This window comes from Aestuariivivens marinum, from assembly GCF_022662175.1.
In the GTDB taxonomy this organism is placed as follows: domain Bacteria; phylum Bacteroidota; class Bacteroidia; order Flavobacteriales; family Flavobacteriaceae; genus Aestuariivivens; species Aestuariivivens marinum.
Window position 1 is genome coordinate 302,540 of record NZ_JAKMCR010000002.1, and the last position, 26,771, is coordinate 329,310.

General features: G+C 35.0%; 23 protein-coding genes. 4 read left to right on the forward strand and 19 right to left on the reverse strand.

Going from position 1 to position 26,771, the window contains the following annotated elements:
- Window positions 1–3: 3 nt before the first annotated feature.
- Window positions 4–1,407 (reverse strand): M20/M25/M40 family metallo-hydrolase, encoded by a 1,404-nt coding sequence (locus MR053_RS08645; protein ID WP_242132052.1) that lies wholly within the window; start codon window positions 1,405–1,407, stop codon window positions 4–6.
- Between the two features lie 74 nt (window positions 1,408–1,481).
- Window positions 1,482–2,333 (reverse strand): PPK2 family polyphosphate kinase, encoded by an 852-nt coding sequence (locus MR053_RS08650; RefSeq protein ID WP_242132053.1) that lies wholly within the window; start codon window positions 2,331–2,333, stop codon window positions 1,482–1,484.
- 200 nt (window positions 2,334–2,533) lie between these two features.
- On the opposite strand from MR053_RS08650, the gene MR053_RS08655 reads away from it, so the two are divergent.
- Complete coding sequence (locus MR053_RS08655) at window positions 2,534–3,286, forward strand: hypothetical protein (RefSeq protein WP_242132054.1); 753 nt, start codon at window positions 2,534–2,536, stop codon at window positions 3,284–3,286.
- Window positions 3,287–3,421: 135 nt separating this feature from the next.
- Here the strand turns inward: MR053_RS08655 and MR053_RS08660 are convergent, their stop codons facing one another.
- The 13 genes from MR053_RS08660 to MR053_RS08720 form a co-directional block, all read right to left on the reverse strand.
- Window positions 3,422–3,790, reverse strand: coding sequence for a hypothetical protein (locus MR053_RS08660; protein WP_242132055.1), 369 nt, complete (start codon window positions 3,788–3,790; stop codon window positions 3,422–3,424).
- A 285-nt stretch (window positions 3,791–4,075) separates the two neighbouring features.
- Entirely contained in the window at window positions 4,076–5,239 is a 1,164-nt protein-coding gene (locus MR053_RS08665) for a sigma-54-dependent transcriptional regulator (RefSeq protein WP_242132056.1), read from the reverse strand.
- A 2-nt stretch (window positions 5,240–5,241) separates the two neighbouring features.
- Entirely contained in the window at window positions 5,242–6,138 is an 897-nt protein-coding gene (locus MR053_RS08670; RefSeq protein ID WP_242132057.1) for a DUF6268 family outer membrane beta-barrel protein, read from the reverse strand.
- Between the two features lie 29 nt (window positions 6,139–6,167).
- Complete coding sequence (locus MR053_RS08675; RefSeq protein WP_242132058.1) at window positions 6,168–7,073, reverse strand: mechanosensitive ion channel family protein; 906 nt, start codon at window positions 7,071–7,073, stop codon at window positions 6,168–6,170.
- Window position 7,074: 1 nt separating this feature from the next.
- Window positions 7,075–8,388: an ABC transporter permease gene (locus tag MR053_RS08680; protein WP_242132059.1), complete on the reverse strand. Its 1,314-nt coding sequence runs from the start codon at window positions 8,386–8,388 to the stop codon at window positions 7,075–7,077.
- 2 nt (window positions 8,389–8,390) lie between these two features.
- A complete protein-coding gene (locus MR053_RS08685) occupies window positions 8,391–9,320 on the reverse strand; it encodes an ABC transporter ATP-binding protein (RefSeq protein ID WP_242132060.1) in 930 nt (309 codons plus the stop codon).
- A gap of 297 nt (window positions 9,321–9,617) precedes the next feature.
- The gene (dnaJ, locus tag MR053_RS08690) at window positions 9,618–10,733 is read right to left on the reverse strand and encodes a molecular chaperone DnaJ (RefSeq protein WP_242132061.1); all 1,116 of its coding nucleotides are present in this window, start codon (window positions 10,731–10,733) and stop codon (window positions 9,618–9,620) included.
- A 9-nt stretch (window positions 10,734–10,742) separates the two neighbouring features.
- Entirely contained in the window at window positions 10,743–11,288 is a 546-nt protein-coding gene (locus MR053_RS08695; RefSeq protein ID WP_242132062.1) for a nucleotide exchange factor GrpE, read from the reverse strand.
- A gap of 520 nt (window positions 11,289–11,808) precedes the next feature.
- Entirely contained in the window at window positions 11,809–12,537 is a 729-nt protein-coding gene (locus MR053_RS08700; protein WP_242132063.1) for an energy transducer TonB, read from the reverse strand.
- 231 nt (window positions 12,538–12,768) lie between these two features.
- On the reverse strand, window positions 12,769–13,251 hold the full coding sequence (locus tag MR053_RS08705) for an Hsp20/alpha crystallin family protein (RefSeq protein WP_242132064.1): 483 nt from the start codon (window positions 13,249–13,251) through the stop codon (window positions 12,769–12,771).
- Window positions 13,252–13,457: 206 nt separating this feature from the next.
- Window positions 13,458–14,660, reverse strand: a complete 1,203-nt coding sequence (locus MR053_RS08710) for an efflux RND transporter periplasmic adaptor subunit (protein WP_242132065.1) — start codon at window positions 14,658–14,660, stop codon at window positions 13,458–13,460.
- A 4-nt stretch (window positions 14,661–14,664) separates the two neighbouring features.
- Window positions 14,665–18,999, reverse strand: a complete 4,335-nt coding sequence (locus tag MR053_RS08715) for a CusA/CzcA family heavy metal efflux RND transporter (protein ID WP_242132066.1) — start codon at window positions 18,997–18,999, stop codon at window positions 14,665–14,667.
- Between the two features lie 110 nt (window positions 19,000–19,109).
- Window positions 19,110–19,421, reverse strand: a complete 312-nt coding sequence (locus MR053_RS08720) for a DUF6660 family protein (protein ID WP_242132067.1) — start codon at window positions 19,419–19,421, stop codon at window positions 19,110–19,112.
- Between the two features lie 658 nt (window positions 19,422–20,079).
- Between MR053_RS08720 and MR053_RS08725 the strand changes: the two genes are divergently transcribed.
- From MR053_RS08725 to MR053_RS08735, 3 genes are all read left to right on the forward strand, one after another.
- A complete protein-coding gene (locus MR053_RS08725) occupies window positions 20,080–20,748 on the forward strand; it encodes a lysoplasmalogenase (RefSeq protein WP_242132068.1) in 669 nt (222 codons plus the stop codon).
- Window positions 20,749–20,957: 209 nt separating this feature from the next.
- Window positions 20,958–21,452, forward strand: a complete 495-nt coding sequence (locus MR053_RS08730) for an RNA polymerase sigma factor (RefSeq protein WP_223552087.1) — start codon at window positions 20,958–20,960, stop codon at window positions 21,450–21,452.
- A 4-nt stretch (window positions 21,453–21,456) separates the two neighbouring features.
- On the forward strand, window positions 21,457–22,092 hold the full coding sequence (locus MR053_RS08735) for a hypothetical protein (protein WP_242132069.1): 636 nt from the start codon (window positions 21,457–21,459) through the stop codon (window positions 22,090–22,092).
- Here MR053_RS08735 and MR053_RS08740 read toward each other — a convergent pair.
- The 4 genes from MR053_RS08740 to MR053_RS08755 form a co-directional block, all read right to left on the reverse strand.
- On the reverse strand, window positions 22,089–22,664 hold the full coding sequence (locus MR053_RS08740; protein WP_242132070.1) for a pseudouridine synthase: 576 nt from the start codon (window positions 22,662–22,664) through the stop codon (window positions 22,089–22,091). The two genes, MR053_RS08735 and MR053_RS08740, sit on opposite strands and share 4 nt — an antisense overlap.
- Before the next feature lies 1 nt (window position 22,665).
- Window positions 22,666–24,969, reverse strand: a complete 2,304-nt coding sequence (locus MR053_RS08745) for a type IA DNA topoisomerase (RefSeq protein ID WP_242132071.1) — start codon at window positions 24,967–24,969, stop codon at window positions 22,666–22,668.
- An 85-nt stretch (window positions 24,970–25,054) separates the two neighbouring features.
- Window positions 25,055–25,852: a lysophospholipid acyltransferase family protein gene (locus tag MR053_RS08750; RefSeq protein ID WP_242132072.1), complete on the reverse strand. Its 798-nt coding sequence runs from the start codon at window positions 25,850–25,852 to the stop codon at window positions 25,055–25,057.
- A 184-nt stretch (window positions 25,853–26,036) separates the two neighbouring features.
- Window positions 26,037–26,678, reverse strand: coding sequence for an NUDIX hydrolase (locus tag MR053_RS08755; RefSeq protein ID WP_242132073.1), 642 nt, complete (start codon window positions 26,676–26,678; stop codon window positions 26,037–26,039).
- Between the last annotated feature and the right edge of the window lie 93 nt (window positions 26,679–26,771).

Sequence of the window (26,771 nt, forward strand, 5' to 3'; positions counted from 1 at the left end):
TTATTAATTTTTTAACCGATTAACCATTGTATTAACACCATACTTATCGAACAAATATACTAATGCAGTCATTGTTGCCGCACCCAATTCCAGTTCTCGCTTATTAACAGCATCAAAAGTATCGTTACTAGCATGGTGATGATCAAAATAACGCTGAGAGTCTGGTCTTAATCCTGCCAACACATTTGTATTGGTTTTTAAAGGGCCAACATCTGCACCGCTACCTCCTTTTTCAAAAAAGTAAATTAAATAAGGTTTAAATAAATGCTGCCAGCTCAAAACCTGATTAAAGGCTGCATCGGTACAATCAAAACTAAACCCACGAGGCGTAAAACCACCTGCATCACTCTCAAGAGCAAATACATGGTTTTCACCTTTCTGTTTAGCTTCTTCGGCATATTTATTACCACCACGCAAGCCATTCTCTTCATTCATAAACAAAACAACCCGTATACTACGCTTTGGCTTAATGCCTATTTCCTTTAATAGTCGCAATACCTCCATAGACTGAACAACACCCGCACCATCATCGTGAGAACCATCTCCTAAATCCCATGAGTCTAGATGTCCTCCAACAATCATATACTCATTTGGAAATTCATTACCTGTAATCTCACCAATAACATTATAGGACAGTACATCTTTTAATTGCTTACAATTTTGCCTAAAAAAGAATTCAATTGATGGATCTAATTTTAACATAGTACTTAATAGTTCAGCATCATTGGTACTTATCGCTGCCGAAGGGATACGCTTATCAACGGGTAAATTCTCATAGGTCATACTTCCAGTATGGGGTAAATCATCCAATCTTAAATTCATTGAGCGTACAATAACGCCAACGGCTCCATATTTGGCAGCTTGTAAAGCCCCCTCGTATCTCTGATTGACACAACCGCCATAGGCTTCAAATGTCTGGATTACATCAGGCTGCATGGGGCGGTTGTAAAATACAATCTTACCCTCCACTTTTTCTTTACCCAAGGCTTTCAGTTCCTGAAAATCATGAACTTCAACCACAGCTGATTTTAAACCAAGTGGTGGTGTAGCAACAGAACCACCTAAAGCACAAATATTAACCGTAGTGGTTCCTTTTGCCGACTTAATATAAGCATATTCTTTAGCTCCCCGGACCCACTTTGGCACCATTACAGGCTGTAACCACACGTTATCCAACCCAAGTTTTTCAAGTTCTTGCTTGGTAAAAGCCACAGCTCGTTCAGCTCCCAAAGACCCAGACAAACGACTACCTATTTGATTTGAAAGGTAATTTAACCAGTCGTAGCTCTTACCATTAGTTAATGACGATTTATAAATGTTTTTAAATATTTCCTCATCCGTTTGTGAAAACAGGTTGGTTGTAAACAATACACAAAAGACTAAAATAGCGGTTCTAATACATCTCATAAATGGGTGTGTTTTTGAAATATCAAATCTATTATTTATAAACCTATCATTTCTAAAAGAAATCACAAAACTTGTCATTCATTTTGTAAGTGTTCCTTGTACAAGGCAATATTTGCTTTAATATTGTCGTCTAATTCTGGTTCTTTAATATCGGTGTACTGTATTAAGGTATCAAATAAAATTTTGGCCACTAAATAACGTGCTGTTGGTTTGTCATCGGCTGGAATAGTATACCAAGGTGCATATGGTTTTGAGGTTCTATTAATAGCGTCTTCGTAACACGTTTGATAATTATCCCAAAGCTTGCGTTCCTTAAGATCTCCCGGCGAAAATTTCCAGTTCTTTTCCTGCTTGTTTAATCGGCGTAATAATCGGTTTTTCTGTTCACTTTTAGACAGGTTTAAAAAGAATTTAAAAATAAGTGTTCCATTTTCTGCAAGGTGTCTTTCAAAGTTATTGATCTGCTCAAAACGCTTATCCCAAAAGACTTCATTTATATCGTCAACCGAATTGACCGACGGGATATTTTCGTCTAAAATATACTCAGGATGCACCCTGGTCACCAAAACATTTTCATAATGGGTTCGATTAAAAATACCAAACTTGCCTCGTTCTGGCAATGCAATATAATGGCGCCATAAATAATCATGGCTTAACTCTAATTCGGTAGGCACTTTAAAACTATGCACATTAACCCCCCTAACATTAAAATCCTTAAAAACTTCACGTACCAAACTATCCTTGCCCGCAGTATCCATTCCTTGCAAACACACCAAAACAGCATATTTGTTATGGGCGTACATGGTATTCTGTAAATCACCAAGTTGCTTCCTAATTACCTTAAGCTGCTGTTTGGCATTATCAATAACAACTTTCGTTTTAAGATGTTTTAAAGTGATTTTTGATCTTACTTTATATTCATCCATTTTTCATCATTTATAAAGGTTTAAATATATAAAATACAAACGGTTTTATAATTTATCTAATTGATAGTCTTTAGTTAATAAATCCTATGGTTAAAAAAATAATGCTATAGTTTGTTTCAACTTTTCGATGAACTGCACATAAAAGTGTATTGTTTTTATTACATTCGTCCTACCTATTTATGTAATGAAACCAAATCTAAATGAAAACTTTTTATTTATTTCTCCTGTTGTTAGTTTGTTTTATTGGTTATGCACAACCCAACTGTGATGAAGCCAATGCGTATCTTGTTAATGCTTATTCGCATGTCAAGGATGCTTATGACTCCAACAATATTAGTCATTTAAAATATTATGCCGATCGCTCTTTAAAATCTTTTAAACTGTCCAAAAACACTCTAGGAGATTGCGGTTGCGACAAGGCCTTAACATTGGCCAATAAAAGCATTGACCTATTGGCAAAGGTAGACGGTGTTACTACCTATGAAGATGGGCGCTTTTTTGTAAAGCAAGCCAGAGAATTAAGCAAGGAAAGTATTATTGAAATTGACAAATGCTCGGTTGCCGAATACACCGAACCTATTGAAACCCAAGCGGAGGTCAGCATTCTTTCCGATTTAGAAAAAGAACAGCTAAAATTAAAGCAACAGCAAGAAGCCTTAAAACAAAAGGAAGAGGAGATAAAGGCCAAATTGGCAGAGCAACAGGAACAGGAACTTTCTTTAAAAAAGAAGCAGCTAATCCAATCCTATAAAAATGCCATAGCTCTAAACGTAAAAACCTATAACAGCACCTTAGATATTTGTAATTGCAAACATGAGGTCTTAACTGTCAACAGCAGCACAGAGACTTTAGAAACCGAAAGCTTAGAAGCCATAAAAAACCATTTTAACCATGCCATAAAAACTTTGGCCTCAAACTATATGGCTCAGTTGGAATTGTGTGAAACGAGATAATATTTTTATTTGTGTTTTGAATTTCAAAGAATTTCTTACTTAAAGGTTTGGATATGATTTTGGCGCGGAATCGTCCGTAGGACTATTCAGCAGAGGAATAAACTTAAAAACACTTGTTTTTAACTCAGTTCTTTGTTACCCAACGTTTTTATTTTTTTCTTTTAATTGTCCTATTAATAAAACGATAAAACTAGAAATCCATATTAAAAATCCAATTCCCACGGTAACCTCTCTATTATTTCCGCCTGCATTATCTGGTAGTGATAGTAGTCCAACAATTAAAATTGCAAAAATTATAGTCAGAACAGACATTCCGATTTTCGTTTTCAGATTTAGTTTGTTAAAAATTAGATTTCCAAAATATAGAAAATTCGCAAACCAAGGAATCGCAACAAATGGTTCTAAAGCAAAAATTCCTAACCAGCCCATAATCAGTCCAAAAACGCCAATTGTCCAAGTACCGAAAAACATTGGTGTAATCAAAGCAACTCCATAAAGAAGCATTGAGGTCTGTTTATAAGTCAGCTTTTCCAATGTCCGTTTTTCCTTTTTTGATAAAAATCAGACACGAAATTATTGTCAAAATCAAAATCCCAATTGTTCCATATATTATTAAATTTAGCCACATTTCAACATTGTGAATTCCTGATGCAAATTTGTTCAATAATAGTTCAGAAGAAAGAAATAAAACAATTGTTAAAATGACAAAAATGAATATATGAATTCCTATGATTTTTCCTTTTCTCAATGTTTTTATCAAATGTTGAGTAACTATGGTATAAGCTCACATTACTTGCTCGCAAAAAGCTGCACATCGGTTTCACTTACTTCTTTACCGCCAAGGATAATAAGGCGTTCCACCACATTTCTGAGTTCTCTGATGTTGCCCGTCCAGTCGTATTCCTGAAGTTGTTTAATCGCCTTATCCGAAAAGCTTTTTACGGCTGTTCCCTGTTCATTAGCTATTTTTTCTGCAAAATGATTGATCAATAATGGAATGTCATCCCTACGGTCATTAAGTGCTGGAACTTCCACTAAAATCACGGCCAATCTATGATATAAATCCTCCCTAAACTTGCCATCTTCTATCTCTTTCTTTAAATCCTTGTTGGTAGCAGCAATTACCCTTACATCTACTTTAATATCCTTATCACTCCCTACCCGTTGTATTTTATTTTCCTGCAAGGCACGAAGCACCTTAGCTTGTGCCGATAGGCTCATATCCCCTATTTCATCAAGAAAAACAGTACCACCATTAGCCGCTTCAAACTTGCCTGCCCTATCCTTGTTGGCACTGGTAAACGCTCCTTTTACATGACCAAACAATTCGCTTTCTATAAGTTCACTAGGGATAGCCGCACAGTTCACCTCTATTAAAGCACCCCTAGAGCGTTCACTTTTTTCATGTAACCAATGCGCGACCAATTCCTTTCCAGTCCCATTAGGACCAGTAATAAGTACACGAGCATCGGTTGGGGCAACTTTATCAATCATGTCCTTGATTTTGGAAATGGCAATGCTTTCACCTATCATCTCGTATTTCTGACTGACTTTTTTCTTTAGAATTTTATTTTCGACAACCAGCTCCTTTTTATCCAAAGCATTTCTAACCGTATTTAATAAACGGTTTAAATCCGGTGGTTTTGATATATAGTCAAACGCTCCTAACCGCATAGTGTTAACTGCGGTGTCCAAATCACCATGACCAGAAATCATCACAATTGGAATTTCAGGTTTAATTTTTTTGGTCGCTTCCAATACCTCAACACCATCCATTTTAGGCATTTTAATATCGCAAAGCACTAAATCGTAATCCTCATTTTTAATTTTTTCAATTCCCGATAAACCATCTTCGGCTTCCTCAACTTGATACGTACTATTTTCTTCGGAAAGTATTTTAACCAACACACGCCTAATGGCGGCTTCATCTTCAATGACTAATATTTTTGACATATTTAAATTTTAAATTTAATTCCTGTTCTTAAGTAAAACGTATTGATGTCGTCCAATTTATAAATTTCATCCCTCTTTTCGTTACGTAATACATTATTTAATCTAAACGTGTAACCTGTATACAAATACCCTACCAAATGCTTTGTGAACAAATATTCATACCCCAAACCACCAATGGCAACAGATAACGAAATGTTATCAACCTGTTGTCCATTAACCAATGAAGGTTCTTGTAAATGTGCTAAATACCCATCCAGTCCCACAAATGCCTGAACATTGTTTTTAGCGTTTAAGGCATATTTTAAGTTTGATTTAGGAACGCCCAAACTAAAACTCCATTTGTCGTTAATTTCCCTAAAGTAGCTTACAAAAGGTAAGGGAAAAGGTAATCCCGTAGTCGCATTATAAGTCAAGCCTAAAATTAATCGATAAGGGCGTTTTAGGTTTTCATCTTTAGTTCTATCGTTTATTAAATAAACCCCACCATTCATAAAATAATCGTCAGACACCAATGATTTTGTCAATGTTGAAGCAACCCTGGGATTAAACTTTACTCCAACCCGCCAATTATCATTCCACTTAAACGTATAACCAAAATTTAAGTCTATAACATGAATCTTGCTTAACCCAGATACATCAAAAGGGTAGTGATCCTCCAAATTAAGTAGAATTTGATTATACTCAGCACCAACAACTATATAGGTATCATTTTTCAACTCTATTGGGTAATTAATCAATCCTCGAAGCCTTGTATAATGGTCATCTGATTTATTTTTAGGCATAAACGAATATTCCAATCGAGCTAAATCTGTAAGTTGGGCATTAGATAGTTTAGAAACAAATACAAAAACAAGAAAGCAAAGCACTTTTGAAATGTTTTGAAACGAAGTTGTATGCATTGCCCCTTTATTCTTAATAATTCAATGTTTTATTTTGGACCTTTAATAATATGAACATCTCTTTGTGGAAACGGAATGGTTACGTTATGCTCCCTAAACAAGCGATCTATTTCAAAACGTATATCACTCTTTGGAAATTGTGCCTTAAAGCTATCATTTATAGTAAATATAATTTTAAAATCCAATGAACTATCTCCAAAACTGGTAAAAACTACGGTAGGTTCTGGTTCAGTTAGCACATCAGGATGGGTACTTGCTGCCTGAATCAATAATTTTTTAACCAACTGTACATCACTGCCATAAGCTACCCCTACTGATACCGATTCCCGAGTAGTTGTTCCATTTTGTGTCCAATTATACAAACTATTGGTTAAGTACAAATGGTTTGGTATGATGAGTACCTTATTGTCTATAGTAACGGCACGGGTTGTGCGTAATTTAATTTCTTCCACGCGCCCCACCTTATCTTCAATTTCAATAATATCACCCACATGAACCGATTGGTCTATAAGTATAAAAATCCCAGATATAATATCCTGAAATAGTGTTTGCAAAGCTAAACCAACACCGATTAAAAGAGCTGCAGAAGCTGCAAAGATAGCCGTTACATCCACACCGACCGAATGCAGGGTAATTAATAAAATGATAAGGTAGATTAGCCATCTGAAATACCCATAAACTACATTAAACTTAATTTTATCGTCTTTAGGAAGCTTTCTCGTCAGGATTTTAAAAACCACCCTTAAAATTATCGAGGCAATAAAAATTACCGTAGTAACAATCAACAGGTTAAGTATAGATATTTTAATCTCATCAGTAAAACTAATATGAAGATCAAGAAAACTCTTTATACTTTCCCAAGCAGAGCTTTCGGCTATAACTCCTCCTACTTCTTCAACCTTTTGCTCTATTTTATCTGTTACTTTATCTTGCATTTTAATATTTAATCCATTTAATCAACTCCTTATAACTCGGTTTTTTACCATACATTAAAATACCCACACGATATATTTTTGCAGCAAACCAAACGGTAAACATAAAGGTAGCAATTAACAGCAAAAAACCCAGCAATTGTTCCCACAAAGGTACACCAAAGGGAATTCGCATGAGCATAACTACTGGCGAAGTAAACGGTATAAAAGAAAAAACAGTAGAAACAGTGCCATGTGGATCTTCAATTACAGTAAAAATGCCAACGTAAACGGCTAAAATTAGAGGCATTAGTATGGGCATTACAAACTGTTGGGTGTCTGTCTCATTATCTACCGCTGCACCTATGGCAGCATACAGCGAACTATACAACAAATAACCGCCTATAAAATACAATATAAAAGCAATGACCAAGTTGATTAATGGTAAGCTTCTTAAAATCGATTTAAACGATTCAAAATAAAAATCAACTCCTTTCCCTTCAGAAGCTATTGTCATTAACTCTTGTTGTGGCGTTGATGAATCGAATAAGTTTATACCCAAAACCAATGACACAACCGTCATTAAAACACCTCCTAAAATAACCCAAATAACAAATTGTGTAATGCCTGCTAATGACGTTCCTATAATTTTTCCCAACATAAGCTGTACGGGCTTAACCGACGATATAATTACTTCTATTATACGACTGGTTTTTTCTTCAATAACACTGCGCATAATCATATTGCCATAAATAATAATAAACATAAATAGCAAATATCCCGTTGCACCTCCAAAAATCAGCTTGGCTATACCATCTGTTTTTGATGTCTGAAGACCTTCAAAGTTTTCCTGGATAATATCAATAGTTATTTTTGAATCTTTAATTACGTCAACATCAATTGCTTTCTCTTCAAGGTTTAAATTGGTTAACTTAGATTCTATTTGATTTTCTAATTCTGAAAAAATTGCAAATGATGGTGATTCTTCAGAATAAAAATTGACTTTATTGGACAAGTCATTAAAACTGTCCCATGTCTTAATATGTAACAATCCATAGCTTTTTGTTTTCTTAGCTAATGCCTTTGCCTCTTCCAACGATAGATTTGAAAGCTTTTCATATTTTATCTTATCCGAACTTTTTAGTCCATCACTAACGAGCCCAGATTCGTCCAATACCGAAATGATATGAATCTTATCGTTATTCAATTGCGATAAATAAGCCACTAGGGCAATAAGTGCTATAAAAATCATCGGGCTTAAAAAGGTCATCACAATGAAGGATTTGTTTTTAACCTTAGTAAGGTATTCACGTTTTATTATAAGCGGTAAATGGTTCATGCTCAGGTATTGTTCTTTATGGTTTGAATAAAAATATCATTGACGCTAGGGATAAGCTCCACAAAATGGGATACTTCACCTAACCCTACCAAATATTCTAACAGCATATTGGGTGATTCTCCATTAGGTATCTTAATGTTTAGCTTTAACTCATCCCCTAAGGTTTTAAAATTAGCCTGGGTAACTTCAAATTTTTCAGCCAAGTGGTTTTGCAGCAAACCTCGATTATTGGTCTTAAGTCCAACTTCGTAGGTATTGCTCTTAAACTGTCGCTTAACATCCAATAACTTACCTTCCAATATTTTATTCGATTTGTTGATTAATGCAATGTCGTCGCAAAGTTCTTCAACCGACTCCATACGATGGGTAGAGAATATTACCGTAGCCCCTTCATCCCGTAACCGTAAAATTTCTTCCTTAATTAAATTAGCATTTATAGGATCGAAACCTGAAAAAGGCTCATCAAAAATTAATAATTTGGGTTGGTGCAACACCGTAACCACAAATTGTATTTTTTGGGCCATCCCTTTTGATAATTCCTGTATTTTTTTGTTCCACCAATCTCCAATTTCTAATCGCTCAAACCAATACCTTAAACGAATTTTGGCTTCTGATTTACTCAATCCCTTAAGCTGTGCCAAATATAAAGCCTGTTCCCCTACTTTCATAGATTTGTATAAACCCCGCTCCTCAGGCAAATAACCAATATCTGTAATATGCCTGTTCTTTAGTGCTTCACCACCTAAAAACACCTGACCTTCATCGGGCATTGTTATTTGGTTAATGACTCGAATAAGCGTCGTTTTTCCAGCACCATTTGGCCCTAATAATCCAAAAATACTGCCTTGGGGTACCGTAATGGAAACTCGGTTTAAGGCTTTATAAGTTCCAAAATGTTTGGATACAGCTTTAACTTCAAGTAAGTTGTTCATTGTGTTACTTTAATCGCTTAGCGAATGTAAATATATTAAATGTTATTGGAGGGACTAAATGCTTTATGCAGAATTAGCAGCTATTTAAAATCAATTTTCAATATAAAAACAAAACCCACCCTTAACGAGTTAAGGATGGGAAAAAAATTGCTATGAAAAAGAAAAATTACCACTAAAATAAATTAGTGATAGTTCAAATATAGTTTTTTTTTCGATACTAATAGCAAAACTATTAAATAAGTTATCGCAAAAAATAATCCGCTCAAAGGCGGATTATTAAGTTTTTGGGTCTTTTTCTTATGAAAACATGTCTTTTACTTTTTCAAAAAAAGACTTATCTGTACTTTCTGGTTTTGGAATAAAATGCTCATCATTTATCATAGTTTCAAAAAACTCACGTTGTTGTTTGTTTAATGTTTTAGGAGTCCACACGTTAACATGTACCAATAAATCCCCTCTTCCGTAACCATTTATACTTGGAATACCTTTTCCGCGTAAACGCAATATTTTACCAGATTGAACCCCTGGTTCAATTTTAATGCGCACTTTTCCTGTTACAGTATCAATTTCTTTTGATGCCCCTAAAACGGCCTCGGGATAACTTACATATAAATCGTAATGTAAATTGTCGCCTTCGCGCTGTAACTTTTCATGTTCTACTTCCTGAATGGCCACCAATAAATCACCAGAGATCCCATTACCAGGTGCTTCATTTCCTTTACCAGACACCTTAAGTTGCATACCATCAACAACACCTGCAGGGATTTTTATGGAAACTGTTTCTTCGGAAATTTTTAGTCCTTGAGCATCAGCATCAGCCGGTTTTTTATCAATAGTCTCTCCTGCACCACCACACACATTACATGGTGCTGAAGTTTGCATTCTACCTAGAATAGTATTAGTAATTCGTGTTACTTGGCCCGAACCATGACATGTTGAACACGTTTTATAGGTTGTTCCAGGTGCTTGAACCTTTCGTTTTACCTTTATCTTTTTTTCAACACCATTAGCGATTTCTTCTAGGGTTAACTTTACCCTGATGCGCAAGTTGCTACCTTTAACACGACGTTGACCACCACCGCCAAATCCTGAGAAACCGCCACCACCAAAAGCACTTCCAAAAATATCACCAAACTGACTAAATATATCATCCATATTCATGCCACCACCACCAAATCCACCACCATTTTCAAAGGCTTGATGGCCGAACTGATCGTAACGTGCTTTTTTATCAGCATTACTCAATACCTCATAGGCTTCAGCAGCTTCCTTAAACTTAGCTTCAGCTTCTTTATCATCTGGATTTTTATCTGGATGGTATTCAATGGCCTTCTTGCGATACGCCTTTTTAATATCGGCATCGCTAGCCCCTTTATTTACTCCTAAAACCTCGTAATAATCTCTCTTAGCCATGCTCTTGGTTTATTGTCCTATAACAACTTTTGGGAACCGAATAACCTTATCACCTAAAGTGTATCCTTTCTCAATAACATCTATAATCTTTCCTTTTAAATTTTCGCTTGGTGCAGGAATTTGTGTAATTGCCTCATGGTTATCGGCGTTAAATTCGTCGCCTTGCTTGACCTTCATTTCTGACAATCCCTTTTGTTCCAAGGTTGTTTTTAGCTTATTACTTATAAGTTCAACTCCCTTTAAAAGTTCTTTTTCTTTGCTTTTAGAAATTTCCAGATAGGCCCTGTCAAAATCATCCAAAATCGGAAGCAAAGCCACCATAACGTCCTGACTTGCTGTTTTGAATAAATCTATACGTTCTTTGGATGTCCGTTTTTTATAATTTTCAAACTCAGCGAACAAACGTAAAAACTTATCTTTTTCCTGCTGTAATTCTGCTTGAAGTTTTTCTTCTACTGTTTGTTCTTCCACTATCGGATCTTCAGTCTCAACAGTTTCAGTTTGAGGACCTTCAACCTGTTCTTTTTCTATCTCTTTACTTTCCTTTTTACTCATGCTAAATTATAATTTATGCAAACACTTAAATTGATTGGCAAAAGTACTGCCATTATTGTAAAAATGTCATATTGTCACGAAAAAAATTTAGCTTTTTTTGCTTATCGTGTGAGTCCTTCAAATTAAAACTAATCTTTTTAGGTCTATCACTAGAGATTTTAGAAATATTCCAACAAATCCCTGAACATCTTAAAACGTTACAGTAATATAATATTATTTTGTTCGATATAGCGAGTTCAGTTTTATTTGTAAACAGTAATTGAAGCAGCTTAGCACACCCTTTATTACATTAATATTTAAAAAACCTTCCGGTTAATTTGGATCAAGGTTTAAATATCCTGTTCATTTTCCAATCTTTCCAAGATCGTTCCTTGAGAATATTTGCAACCTATAGATGGGAACGGGAATATCATTAGAAACCCTGACCCGAATGTTTGGATTCGAGGATTTTTTTCGATTAAATAGTAAAGGCCGTTAAGCTAATAACTAACTGAACGCTTAGCATGCTCAAAACCATATGCTAACTTTCCTGGAATTTAAATAAAATAGGTAATGCATAAGCAACTTTCACAGCCTTACCACGCTGTTTTCCTGGAGCCATTTTTGGCAACAAACCTATTATTCGTTCGGCTTCACTTTCCAAAATTCTATCAGGCCCCCTCGAACGAATATCAGTTACAACACCTTGTGAATCGATTACAAAAATCACCGACACCCTACCTTGAATTCCTAAATCTAGAGCAGCTTGGGGGTATTTAAAATGTTTTCTAACATGTTCTTGTATTTTCATTTGAAAACACTCTTTAACTTCAACTTTACTCAATCCTTCACATCCAGGAAAAACAGGAACATCTTCAATCGTAGTAAAAGGAACTTCAACTTCTTCTTCAACTTCTTCAACTTGCACATCGCTTACTTCAATAACACGTTCTTCAATGGCTTCCTCTTGATTTGTTTCTGTACTTTCAATAATTGTTTCCTCAATTTCTTCAACATCTTCAACAATCTGAATCGACTCCTGAATTGTAACTGGAGGTGGAGGTGGCGGCGAAGTATTAACTTTAATAACAAGTACATCTTCTTCCGCTTCTTCAGTAATATTAACTATACCTAAATCTATTTCTGACTTATCATAGGTTTTGTGCTCTAAGGCTCGCCAAGAGAGAAATAGCATAACATTTAAGCCAATAGCAAAATATAAGCTGCTATTTCTTCCTATTTCAAATTTGGGGTTCTTCTTAGGTTTCATCAGTCAATTTTTTATTTTATATCTATCCGATGCAATCCAACTTTAAACAATTTAACTACATTAATGAGTCTTGGTTATGGTCTATTACTTAATTTTAAATTTGATACTTTAAAAATATTTGAAACCTTGTTAATTTACTATGATAAATATCATTTAACGGAACCTATAAAATGAATTTGTATAAAAAAAGCCTGTTATATAACAGGCTTTTTTACTAGAAAACTTAAATTCTTATGAAATTTTAATAGTACGTGCGGGTTTTTCTTTGGCTTCTTCTTTTTTAGGAAGTTGTACCGTTAAAATACCTTCGCTATAGCTCGCATTTATCTTACTTTCATTAACAGTATCTGGCAATGTAAAGGTTCTTTTAAAAGACGAGTAACCAAATTCCCTTCTTGTATAATCCTCATCCTTATTTTCTTTTTCTTCTTTAAGCTCAGCAGAAATGGACATTAGATTGTTTTCTAAATTGATATTGAAATCTGATTTTTTTAATCCTGGAACCGCCATTTCTACTATAAAGGCATCTGAAACCTCTTTAATATTTACTTTAGGCATAGAAATACCTGTATTAAAGCTTGATGAAAACATTGAGGGAAATTCACCCAACGAAAAATCATCAAACCACGTAGATAAACCTGGGAAATTTGGCAACCTATTTTTGTTTCTATGTGCTAAATTTCCATTTTTTGGTAATGTCACTAGATTGCTCATGATTAATTTTTTTATTTGCCTGCTTTATGCAGGCTAGTTAAACATTTGTTTTCAATCATACATTGACAAATAAAGTACCAAAACCAAATATCTATCTACTTTGACATATTTATTAAGAATCTCTTAACAAGTTTCTGAAATTTTGACATTTTAACTTCATTTTAAAACGACAAAATTTCAGAAATCGATATAAAAGCTGAATTCGATTAATGTGTATGCTCAGCTTCACCTTTTTTCATCTCTGCTATAAGGTAATAAGCATTGTTAAAAGCAAACATACTATTTAATGGTTGCTCTTTAGGAAAACTCACTTCAATCCATTTACCATCCTTTTTACCAATAATAACTTCTATAGGTTTAAAAGTCCAAGCATTTCCTTTTTTTCCAACAACAAACACATAGAACTTGTCATTATCTTTTACAATAGCGCTTTCAGGCAATGCTTTTGTCAAGATACTATCTGTTTGTATTTTTCCTTGAATATACATCCCTGGTATCAAAGTCTCCGATTTGTTCTTAATTTCGGCATGTACGTGTACCGCTTTAGGATTGTCCTCAAATGTTTTACTCACCGAATAAATTTCTGCGGTAAGTTCGGCATCTGGTACAGACTGCACACTAAAGACTACCTTCTGCCTTTTTTTTACTTTGTGCACATCTTTTTCAAATACCATTAAATCAGCATGTACGTGATGTGTATTAACAATCTCAAACAGTTCTGTCTGTGGCTCGACATATTGACCAGTCTTTACCTTAACTTTTTGAACATACCCTTCAATTGGGCTTTGTATCCCTATTTGTTGGTCTATTATGCCATTCCGCACTGATGTTGCATTAATGTTAAGTATATTTAATTGTGCAGCTAAGCCGTTTACCATTGCGATAGAGGATTTATACTCTGCTTCTGCCTTTTGAAAATTAGCTCCAGAGCCTACACCAGAATCGTATAATTTTTTCTGGCGTTCAAAATTTTTCTTTAAAAACTCACTATTGCTGAAGGCTTTCAAGTAATCGGTTTGTAAGGCTATAATACTCGGGTGTGAAAGGTAGGCAACAATCTGGCCTTTGTTTACTTTATCGCCTTCAATAACCTTAATAGCTGTTACATTTGCTCCAACTACTGTTGTTATTGCAGCTTCATTCTGCGGTGGCACTTCTAAAGATCCGTTAGCTTCAACATAATCTCCTATGCTGCGCAAAGACAAAGTGTCTATTCTCATTTTTAATTCTTTGAATTGTTGTGCATTAAGAATTACTTCTTCTTCGTGATGCATTTCACCTTTAACAGATTGTTTATCTTTATCGTGTGAGTGTACGTCATTTTCTGAATGGTCAGTTTTGTTACCACAAGACACGATTAATAGTACTATAAAAATTAAAGCAATGTATGTATTTCCTTTTTTTATCATGATGTTATAAATTAAAATATTGTAATTGAAATGCACTTTCCAAATAATTTACCAAAGTGGTTTGTGCCTCTAGCTCAAACTGTACTACTTCTTTTAACAATTGTGTAAAGGTGATATAATCTATTTCACCTTCCTGATATGCCAAAAGCGCACCAGACTTTTGGTCATTCGAAACTGGCAATACATGTGATTGATATAGTTCCCAAGCATTTTTCCATTTTAAATAATTTGCCCTTCTCTGTGCATATTGCGATTGTATTTCTTTCTTTTTAAATTGAACATTATTCTCTGCTATTGCCTTATCAACTTTAGCTGATTTGACCCTTACTTTGTTTGAACTTGATAAAAACGGAATGGAAATACCTGCTTGATAACTGTAAAACCCAGTATTGCCATCTACCTTCTGCAAACTACCTTGAAGATTGAGTTTTGGGAGATTATCGGTTTTTGCCATTCTAAATTCTGCTTCAGCCAAATTGAGTTGATGTTCCGATAATACAACAGCAGGGTGCTTATTTAAGTCAGGAATGACTACTTCTATTGAGGATAAGACTTCCAAATCATCAGTGACCGTAAAAGTTTCTTCAGTAAACAACAAAAGATTTAATTGTTGAATAGCAATAAGATAATCCCTATAAGCCTGCATTTTTTTATTCCGGATTTGAAACACCTGACTTTTGGCTGCTGAATACTCCAATTTTGAAATGGCCTCAACTTCAAAGTTTAAGGTTACAGCCTGTTCAAATTTATTGTAGATGGAATCGAGTTCTAGGTACAATAAATAGTTTCTTTTGGATTGATAGCACTTTACCCAAGCTTTTTTTACTTTAAGTTCTAATTCCAATTCAGATAATTGTAACACCTGTTTTGATAGCCTAATGTACCCCTCCTGTAACTTTCTTTTAGAACCAATGCCAAAAACATTGATATTGGATTGTCCTATACCCACTGTGGTATAAACACCATAGTCCTCATTAATTTCTTCTCCACCCGTGAAAATCTGTGTAGAGCCAAAATCGTAAGCTGTGGATTTTAGGCTTTCCTGCTTGGCTACTTCCAATTGTTTTTGTTTTAATAGTGGGTAATTGTCTTTGGAAAGCTTTACGGCATCCTGTAACGTTATTTTTGGTAATGACATTTGTAACTGCTGTGCACTGCTCTTATTTGAAAAACCAAACATCAAAACAAATACTGCGGTAACTGCAATCATTTTTTTGTTGGGCTGAAATTTAAAGGATTTGCTTTCTACCCAATAGTATAAAATAGGCAGCACAAACAAAGTAAGTAGTGTAGAAGTCAACAAACCACCTATAACAACGGTTGCTAAGGGACGTTGCACTTCGGCTCCTGCCGATGCTGAAATTGCCATGGGCAAAAAACCAAGCACATCTGTGAATGCTGTTAGCAAAATGGGGCGAATACGTCGCTTAGTGCCTTCAAAAACCCTATCCCTTAAACTTGTAATGCTTTCTTCCTTGAGTTCGTTCAACCCACTTACCATTACCAAGCCGTTTAAAACCGCAACACCAAACAGTACAATAAAACCAACACCTGCCGAAATACTGAAAGGCATATCTCGCAACCACAATGCTATAACACCGCCTATAGTAGCCATTGGAATGGCAATATAAATCATTAAGGTTTGAGGCAATGATTTTAAAGCAAAATATATAAGTACAAAAATAAGCAACAGGGCAATGGGCACTACCATCTTTAAACGGTTACTCGCGCGTTCCAGGTTTTCAAAAGCACCACCATAACGAACAAAATAACCTGAAGGCAACTCCAATTGGTCTTCTAGTTTTGATTTTATTTCTGTAACCAAAGATTTTACATCACGCCCTCTCACGTTAATACCCACATAGGTTCTTCTGTTTGTGTTGTCTCTGCTTATTTGCATTGGACCTGACTTATAGGATATATTAGCTACCTCCCGAAGTGGAATTTGTGTCCCTGATGGTAAGTTCACAAATAAATTTTGTATATCTGAGATGTCCTTGCGATTACTTTGATTTAAACGAACCACCAAATCAAAACGCTTTTCACCTTCAAAAATAACACCTGAATTACCTCCGGCAAAAGCCGATTGCACTAGTTTGTTAAGTACATTTATTTGTAGGCCATATTGTGCCAATTTGTTCCTATTGTAAGTTATTGTCATTTGTGGCAGTCCTGTTGTAGCCTCAGCTTTCATATCACCAATACCTGGGGTGCCTGCAATTATTTTAGTGATTTCTTCTGCTTTTTGAGACAATAGGTTTATATCTTCCCCATATAATTTAATGGCAATATCTTCACGAATACCTTCTAGCAGTTCGTTGAAACGCATTTCAATAGGTTGGGTGAATTCGTAGTTTACACCAGGAATAATTTCGACTGCTTCTTTTATTTCATCAATAAGTTCGTCTTTGGTTTCTACAGTAGTCCATTCCCTTTTGGGCTTAAGAATTACAAATACGTCTGCAATATCCATCGGCATAGGGTCAGTAGGAATTTCAGCCACACCAATACGACTCACAATTTTTTCAACTTCTGGAAACTTCACCTTTACAATTTGCTCTATCTTGGTTGTAGTTTCAATAGTTTCGGTAAGCGAGCTACCAGGTTTTAAAATGGCATGAAAGGCAATATCACCTTCATCGAGTTGAGGTATAAACTCCCCTCCCATTCTGGTAAACATAAAGACCGCAACGGCAAATAAAGCCACTGCAATTCCTATGACAAGCTTTCCCTTTTGTAATGCTTTTTCCAAAAATGGCTTGTACTTGATTTCTACCCAGTGAACAAATTTATCACCATATGACAATTTATTGTTTTTGGGAGGCCTCAACACCAAAGCCGACATCATGGGCACATAGGTTAAACATAATATCATAGCTCCCAACATAGCAAAAATAAAGGTGAGTGCCATGGGCCTAAACATCTTACCTTCAATACCTTGTAATGCTAAAATGGGTAAAAAAACGATAAGAATAATAAGCTGACCGAAAAAAGCAGCATTCATCATTTTTTTTGACGCTAAAGCAGCAATCTCATTACTTTCTCTTGTGGTTATTTTTTTCTTTTTAAGCACTTTTGAAGCAATAAGAAATACAGTAGATTCAACAATAATGACAGCACCATCTACAATTATACCAAAATCGATAGCCCCTAAACTCATCAAATTTGCCCATACGTTGAATATGTTCATTAAAATGAATGCGAATAACAACGACAAGGGAATAGTTGACGCTACGATTAATCCACCACGCCAATTACCCAATAAAAAGATGAGTATGAAAATAACTATAAGGGCACCTTCTATAAGATTAGTAGCCACTGTAGAAGTGGTTTCGCCAATTAATTTACTACGATCTAAAAGTGGTTCTATTACGACACCTTCTGGTAATGATTTTTGAATTTGAGACATTCGCTCTTTGACATTTTCGATAACATCGTTAGAATTTGCGCCTTTTAGCATCATTACCAAACCACCAACCACTTCACCTTCGCCATCCTGCGTTAAGGCACCGTAACGAATGGCCGAACCAAACTGCACGTTAGCAATATCACCAATAGTTATAGGTACATTATTGATGTTCTTTACGGTGATTTTCTTAATATCGTCCAAGCTCCTTACCAAACCTTCACCTCGTATAAAATTAGCCTGACGATTTTTTTCAATATAAGCCCCGCCAGTATTTTGGTTATTGGCTTCAAGGGCTTCGAATACATCCGATATGGTCAATCCAATCGATTTTAGTTCGTTTGGATCTACAGCAACTTCGTATTGTTTTACTCTACCTCCTATGGCATTTACCTCAACCACTCCTGGAACCATGGCCATTTGGCGCTGTACGATCCAATCTTGTATGGTACGTAAATCTGATATGGAATACTTGTCCTTATACTCCGGCTTTACCTTTAAGGTGTATTGGTAAATTTCTCCCAATCCTGTTGAAATGGGTCCCATAGTAGGTTCTCCAAATCCTTGAGGGATTTGTTCCTTAACTTCGTTTAGCTTTTCTGCTACTAATTGTCTGGGAAGAAAAGCTCCCATATCATCTTCGAAAACAATGGTAACGACCGATAGGCCAAACCGTGAAATGGAACGTATTTCCTCTACATTGGGCAAATTACTCATGGCCACCTCTACAGGGTAGGTTATAATCTGTTCGATGTCCTCTGTGCCTAGATTTGGTGACTGGGTAATAACCTGTACTTGATTATTTGTAATGTCTGGAACAGCATCTATGGGAACTTGGGTCATGCTCCAAATACCTGTTCCAATTATGGTAAGCGTAAGCAAACCAATAATAAATTTATTATTGATTGAAAAATCAATGATCTTGTTAATCATATAAAATATATTAATTCAGTTAAACGTTTCGATAAAAATAATTTTCTGTCTATCGGACTTGAAATGACCGAAAACGATAAAATTAGGATACACTATCCTATAAAACTGAATTAAAACTGGGGAGGCTGTAAAATGTAAAAATTGAAGTTTTTTTCTAAACCACCTTTATAATAAAATACTTCTGTGGAAACAAATGGATTTTGAATAATATAGTCTGCCGCATTAAAACTTAAAATACAAATGTGACAACACTCACAACTACAAAATGGTGAACATAAATCGCTGTCTTGATGTTGATGGTCATTACCCTGAACTTGTGAAATTTCTGTTTTAACCTCATCTGTAAATTTCACATTATCTTCACAGGGGACTAAATTGAGCCCAAAGATATAGATTGATAATATGAGTGATATAAACTTCATCGCGGTAAAATTACAATATAATTAGCTCTATTTTTTAAAAAAAAGTTAAATAATTGTTATAACTTTTGGATCTCTATATAGCCCCAAAGATTTTGAATTATTAATATAGATTAGCACTTACCGAACCTTTCTGCCTCTTTTTTGTCCCAAAGTGTAGCAATAATATTCATAAGTCCAATATCGGTTTTATACTGATTTGTTTAATTATTAGTATCTAAACAATATACTAGACAAGACTTATCCACATTCGAAAATTATCTCCAGTCGAAAAGGTAATCCCACCAAACAAAAAAGGAAAACCGCTCCTATGGAATGACATATCGCTTGTTGTTGCTAGATAGGATACAAACACCTATCTACAATCAATACAAATTTATATTTCGTTGGCAATACCTACTCTGACAAATAAGTGATAGTCTAAAGCAACTTCAATATTTTCAGGTAAAGTAAAAGCATGTAGAGCATCAACAAAGTCGCCCAAAGCACTGAGGTTATAACTACCTCAAGTGGTTTCATAAACTAATGGCCTGTCTTACTTGTTTAATTAAGTTTATAAAATAAAACATCCTGTCCTTATAAAAAGTTATATGAACTGAATTGTGAACTTTTGATTATGAATTGCATATAAATCATTTACTTTTGAATAAAAAGGTATTATATGTTAACCAAGTCTGAAAAATCTTTTGTCTTTGTTTATTTCCTTATTGTAATTTTAGAATTGGTTTGTAGCTCCGTAGTATCCCTATATGTATTGCACTTCATTACCAAACCTGCCATTGTGATTTCACTTATTTGTTTTTTACATCAATATGCTAATGAACTTGATGGAAAAACTAAAAAAATTACCATTTGGGCATTGACTTTTTCAGTTTTAGGAGATATTCTATTAATGTTTGTCTATATCAACCAAAACTTTTTTATAGGTGGATTAATTTCTTTTATGTTGGCACACCTTATGTACATAAAAGTGTTTTATGGGAAGCATAAGTTTCACAAAAAGATTTTTAATTTTTTAGGTATTTTATTAATTTATGTTTTCTTCCTTTTTTATATTTTAAAAAACAATTTGGGCAATATGCTTTTACCTGTAATTTTATATATGGCTGTTATTTTACTTATGGTAACAATGGCATTTTTAAGACAGGGGCAAGTAAATAAATTAAGTTTTATATTAGTTTTTTTAGGAGCTATTACCTTTATTATTTCAGATAGTTTATTGGCATTAAATAAATTTTACAAACCATTACCCTTAGCAAATATTAGCATTATGCTAACTTATGCTTTAGCACAATTATTAATTGTTTTTGGGCTTAAAAAACAATCATAAATAAAATCTATAATAATTATTTAATAAACATAATATCAATTATTTAATATATATTAATTAAATTATTAATTTAAATTAAAAAAGTTAAAACAAAAAAACTCAAAACAGTCCTTTAATAAAAGAATTTTATGTACTAAAACTTAATAAATAATTTTACTTTGTAACATTTTAACCACCTAGGCTACTTACAGAATAGCTAACCTATCACATTGAACAAAGAGCTTGAACATAGTTTTGTAGAATTGCTGGAAAAGCATCAGAATATCATTCACAAGGTATGCCGATTGTATACCAACAATTATGATGCACACAACGATTTATTTCAAGAGATTACCATCCAATTATGGAAGGCTTACCCTAAATTTCGGGGCGATTCCAAATTTAGTACTTGGATGTATCGTGTGGGATTGAATACTGCAATTACACTTTATAGAAAATCGAAACGAAGCATTTCTACCCAAAATTTTGATGGTGTGGAATTCAAAATAAATGCTGAAGACTATGACGATACGGAAGAACAACAATTAAAACTACTATACAAAGCAGTACACAATTTAAACGATATTGAAAAAGCGCTTGTGTTTTTGTATTTGGAAGATAAGGATTATAGAGAAATAAGTGAAACTTTAGGTATAAGTGAAGTGAATGCCCGGGTGAAGATGAATAGAATAAAAACCAAACTTAAAACCGTATTAAATCCGTAAGCTTATGGAAGGATTAGATTTATTAAAAAAGGATTGGAATAGACAACAACCTGAAGACAAAAAACTATCGGTTAAGGATATTTATCCTATGCTTCACAAAAAGTCTTCTTCTATTGTTAAAACCTTATTCTATATAAGTGTAGGGGAACTTATTTTATGGATAATTATTAATTCTATACCATATTTGTTTTCCGAAAACTATAAAGCTAAACTTGACCATATTTATAAAAGTGATTACTTATTGACTAGCCTAACCATTTTCAGCTATGCTGTTATTGTTTTATTTATCTATTTGTTATTTAAATCCCATAAAGCTATATCTGTTACAGACAATGCAAAAACATTAATGGAGAGGATTTTACATACCCGAAAAATCATAAAATATTACGTATTATACAACCTTATTATGGCAGGAGTATCATTAGCCTTAGGTTTTTACTATTCATTAACAAAAGACCCCAAATTCACCAATGCAATTGACAATTATAGCAATAATGAATTTATTTTTTTAATCGCTAAAATAATTGGTGTAGTTATAATTTTTATTCTCGTCATTTGGCTATTTTATAAGCTTATTTACGGACTGCTACTTAAACGTTTAAACAGGAATTATAAAGAACTAAAAACACTTGAGCCCTAAGGAAGTAATTTGTTAACTTCATCCACCTCCCCAACTTGCATATTGTCAAGCCCAATAGCCCCTACCCTAACTCGCACCAATCGAAGTGTGGGGTATCCTACTGCCGAAGTCATTTTTCGCACTTGCCTAAACTTCCCCTCTCTTAAGGTAATGGACAGCCAGGTTGTTGGCCCATGGCGTGCATCCCTTATTTTTTTGGAACGTTCCGGTAAATTGGGGTCACGATCCAGTTTAAAAACCTTACAAAGTTTGGTTTTATACTTTTTCCCATCAAAACCAATCTCCACACCCACCTGCAATTGTTCTATAGCTTCATTTGATACAGTACCATCGACCAAAGCATAATATTCTTTTTCAACTTTTTGACTGTTAATGTAATCGCTTAACTTACCATCAGTGGTCAACAGCAATAAGCCTTCCGACTTCTCATCCAACCGACCAATAGGCATAATGCCCTCAGGAAAATCATAAAGATCGCCCAAAAACCGTTTGTTTCGTTGCTGTTTGGAATTGCTGTAAAACTGACTCAAGCAGCCATAAGGTTTGTAAATGATGAAGTGTTTATGAGCCACTTTAGATGTTGTTCTTTAAAATGTTATATACAAGCTCACGAGTGGGTTTGCTACCATTCAACTTTGCTTTAACCACCTCAAAAGTCACTTTAAAATCACATCCCGATTTGTATGCACTGCAACCATATGCTGTCTTACCTTTTATGATGTGACCCATTTTACACTTGGGACATCTATTTTCTCCTTCAGATTTACTAAGCTTAACAAGTTTATCACTAGTCTTAGGTTTAAAAATAAGATTAAAACTACCATCAAAACACAACAAACCTTCAACTGTACCTGCTTCTGTTTTAAATCCTTTAAGATTAACAGTAGTCCCCTTTTGCAACAATCTTATATATTGCTTTTCAGAAATTTTTTTGCCATGGACTTTAAAAGGCAAAGAGAAATTACAACCTTGCTTATATGCACTACAGCCATAGGCGAATTTGCCTTTTAATAGAGTTCCCTTATTGCATTTCGGACAAGTTTTAGACACAATACCAGCCTTTTCCTTTTGTATTGCCTTAGCCTTACGCTTTTCATCAGCAACAACATGTGATATGTTAGCGCGCTTGGTTTCACTCCTAACCTCATACACCAAGGCATCAACCATGCGCTTCATGTTTTTTATAAACACCGTCGCACTAAACTCTCCTTTTTCAATATCTTTTAGTTGCTTTTCCCAACGCCCAGTTAATTCGGCCGACTTCAATAAATCATTTTGAATAGTATCAATCAACTGAATTCCAGTAACGGTAGGCAACACCTGTTTTTTATTGCGCTTAATATATTTGCGCTTAAAAAGGGTCTCTATAATATTGGCTCGGGTTGAAGGGCGTCCAATGCCGTTTTCCTTCATTAAATCCCTTAGTTCATCATCACCCACCTGCTTTCCAGCTGTTTCCATTGCCCGAAGCAAAGTCGCTTCGGTAAACTGGTTGGGAGGCTTAGTTTCCTTTTCCAAAAAAGACGGTTCATGCGACCCTTTTTCACCTTTAACAAATGTTGGTAACATATCGGGTTCCTTTTCTTTTTTGCCAGACGATTCGAAAACAATACGCCACCCTTTACTTAAAATCTCTTTTCCGGTAGCTTTAAAAGAAACCTCTGCAGCCACACCCATTACTGTGGTATTAGCCACCATACAATCATCGTAAAATACAGCTATAAAACGTCTCACAATAATATCATAAACCTTTTGCTGATTGGTCTGTAATCCAATTTGTATTCCTGTTGGAATTATGGCATGGTGATCCGTTACTTTTTTATCGTTAAAGACCTTTGAAGTCTTTTTCAGTTTTTTACCCAATAGTGATTGGGTTAGGTTAATATAATTGGTCAATTTTTGCAGAATGCCAGGTACTTTTGGATAAACGTCATTAGGTAAAAATGTAGTATCTACTCTGGGGTAGGTCACTACCTTACGCTCATAAAGCTCCTGAACAATTTTTAATGTGCCTTCTGCCGAAAACCCAAACTTGTTATTACAATACACCTGAAGCCCTGTTAAATCAAATAATTTGGGCGCATATTCCTTACTCTTCTTTTTTTCAACAGAAACAATTTCAAAATCACTTTCCTTAACTTTATTCGCCAATGCCTTACCATCCTCTTTTTTAAAGAAGCGTCCTTCTTCATAAGCAAATAAAGTATCACGATATACGGTTTGTAATTCCCAATAGGGTTGAGATTTGAAGTTTTCTATCTCTTTAAACCGGTTTACCACCATCGCCAAAGTGGGTGTTTGAACACGCCCCACCGACAGCACCTGCTTGTAGCCCCCATGCTTAACCGTGTACAGCCGTGTGGCATTAATACCCAACAACCAGTCACCAATCGCTCGTGAAAACCCCGCATAATAGAGGTTATCATAATTTTTTTCGGATTTTAAATTTTCGAAGCCCTCTTTAATGGCTTCGGTGGTTAAAGATGAAATCCATAACCGTTTTACCTCGCCTTTGTAATTGGCGGCATTCATAACCCATCGCTGTATGAGCTCTCCCTCCTGGCCTGCATCGCCGCAATTTATAACTACTTCAGCTTTATCAAACAGGCTTTTAATAATATTGAATTGCTTCTTCACCCCCGAATTGGAAACCACTTTGGTCTCAAACTTATCGGGTAGCATGGGCAGGTTATTTAAGTCCCAGCTTTTCCAATAGGGTTTATAATCTACCGGTTCTTTAAGTGTACACAGATGCCCGAAAGTATAAGTTACAATATAACCGTTACCCTCATAGTATCCATCATGCTTGGTATTGGCCCCCAATACAGCAGCAATTTCACGGGCAACACTAGGTTTTTCAGCGATACAGACTTTCAAGGTGTGGGTTAATGGATTTAGTTATTGAGGTTAGGGAATTTTCATCGAGTATTTATATTGTAGCCTAAGTGCTATAAACAAACCCCTACCACTCTCTTAACTTATTCAGCGCTTCTTGCTCTTCCAGTTCTTTTTGGGAAATCACTTTCAGAAAAGATGGGTGTTGCTCTATAGCGAATTCTATTTTCTTAACAATATCTTCGGTGGTTTCATTATCATAGTCAATTTCCAAAGGGGCTTTTATCTCCATGGACTGTAGAATATTTTTCTTTTTAATACGAAGTCCTTTTTTATCAAACGAACGTCTAAAACCATCAATAACAATAGGCACTACAACTGGCTTGTAACGCTTAATGATGTGGGCAGTCCCTTTTCGAATAGGCTTAAACGGTGTGGTTGTACCCTGTGGAAAGGTAATGACCCAACCGTCATCTAACGCCTTTCCAATATTGGAAATGTCACTCATTTTCACCTGTCTGTTCACCTCTTTACCCTCAGCACGCCATGTACGCTCTATACTTACCGAACCTACATAAGCTAAAATTTTTGGCAACAAACCAGCCTTCATAGTTTCTTTAGCTGCCACATAGTAGATGTTGAGTTTAGGGTTCCACAAATAGCCCACATTTTTAATAGAATCTACCCGACCACTTAAACTGGCATTAAAGACATGAAACATGGCCACAACATCGGCAAAATAGGTTTGGTGATTGGATATAAACAGTACATTTTTATCGGGTAAATCCTTTATAATCTCCGAACCTTCAATCTGCAATTCATTAAATCCGCGAAAACGTCTGTGGGTCATCACACCCAAAATGCGGATGATCCATTTTTTTACAAGGAGTATATGTCCAAATGGATTTCTTTTAAACAGCCCCATAAATCATGATTCTATATTTGGTTAGTTGCCACAAAAGTACATGAATTTTTTTATTTGAAAATTCACGGAAAACCAAATAAAAAAATTTTATGTACTAATAAAATTGTTGCTAAACTGAAACCAAATTTTTGCAGCTTTTATACAAAATTTAATTTCCCCAAAAGCATAGTACTAAACCAAAAAACTATACTATCTGCCTAATAAGGTCTTTAATCTCACTTAACATCATGGCTGTGGCACCCCAAACCACGTGTCCATTCAATAAAAATGCTGGCACTTCAACTGCAACACTATAAGATGTTTTTACTTTTCTGGTGATCAACATATTATTGTCCAAAAAATCTTGCAGGTCAACTTCAATAACTGCCTTTACCTCATCTTCCTGTTTTTTAAAAACTGGGGGGTGATATACAATTCCCAAAAATGGAAAAACGTAAAAATTACTTGGAGGTATGTAAACTTGGGATAATTCACGCAAAATTTTAATCTCATGCATAGGCACTCCTATTTCTTCAAAAGTTTCACGTATAGCAGCATGTTGTAACGATTTATCCTGAGGCTCCAATTTCCCTCCTGGAAACCCTATTTGTGCCGAATGCACCCCATTATAGGTGTTTCTGAGTATCAATACAAACTTGGTTTGCTCTTCTTTATTTGGATAAAACAATGCAACTACTCCTGCGTGTTTTGCTTGCTTTATGGCTTCACTCTGCAATTTGAGAAGTTCGCGCCTAAACGGTGGCACCATTTTAAAATGTGACGACTCGGCTGGTAGCGGTATATTTTTTATTTTTGAAAGCGATTTTAAAAATTCATCAAATTTCATCTACATGCGTCTTGCTATATTAATCTGTTCTTGTCTTTTAGTTCTGAATTGTGAAGATAAACAATCTAAAAAAAATACGAAACCACAACCCCC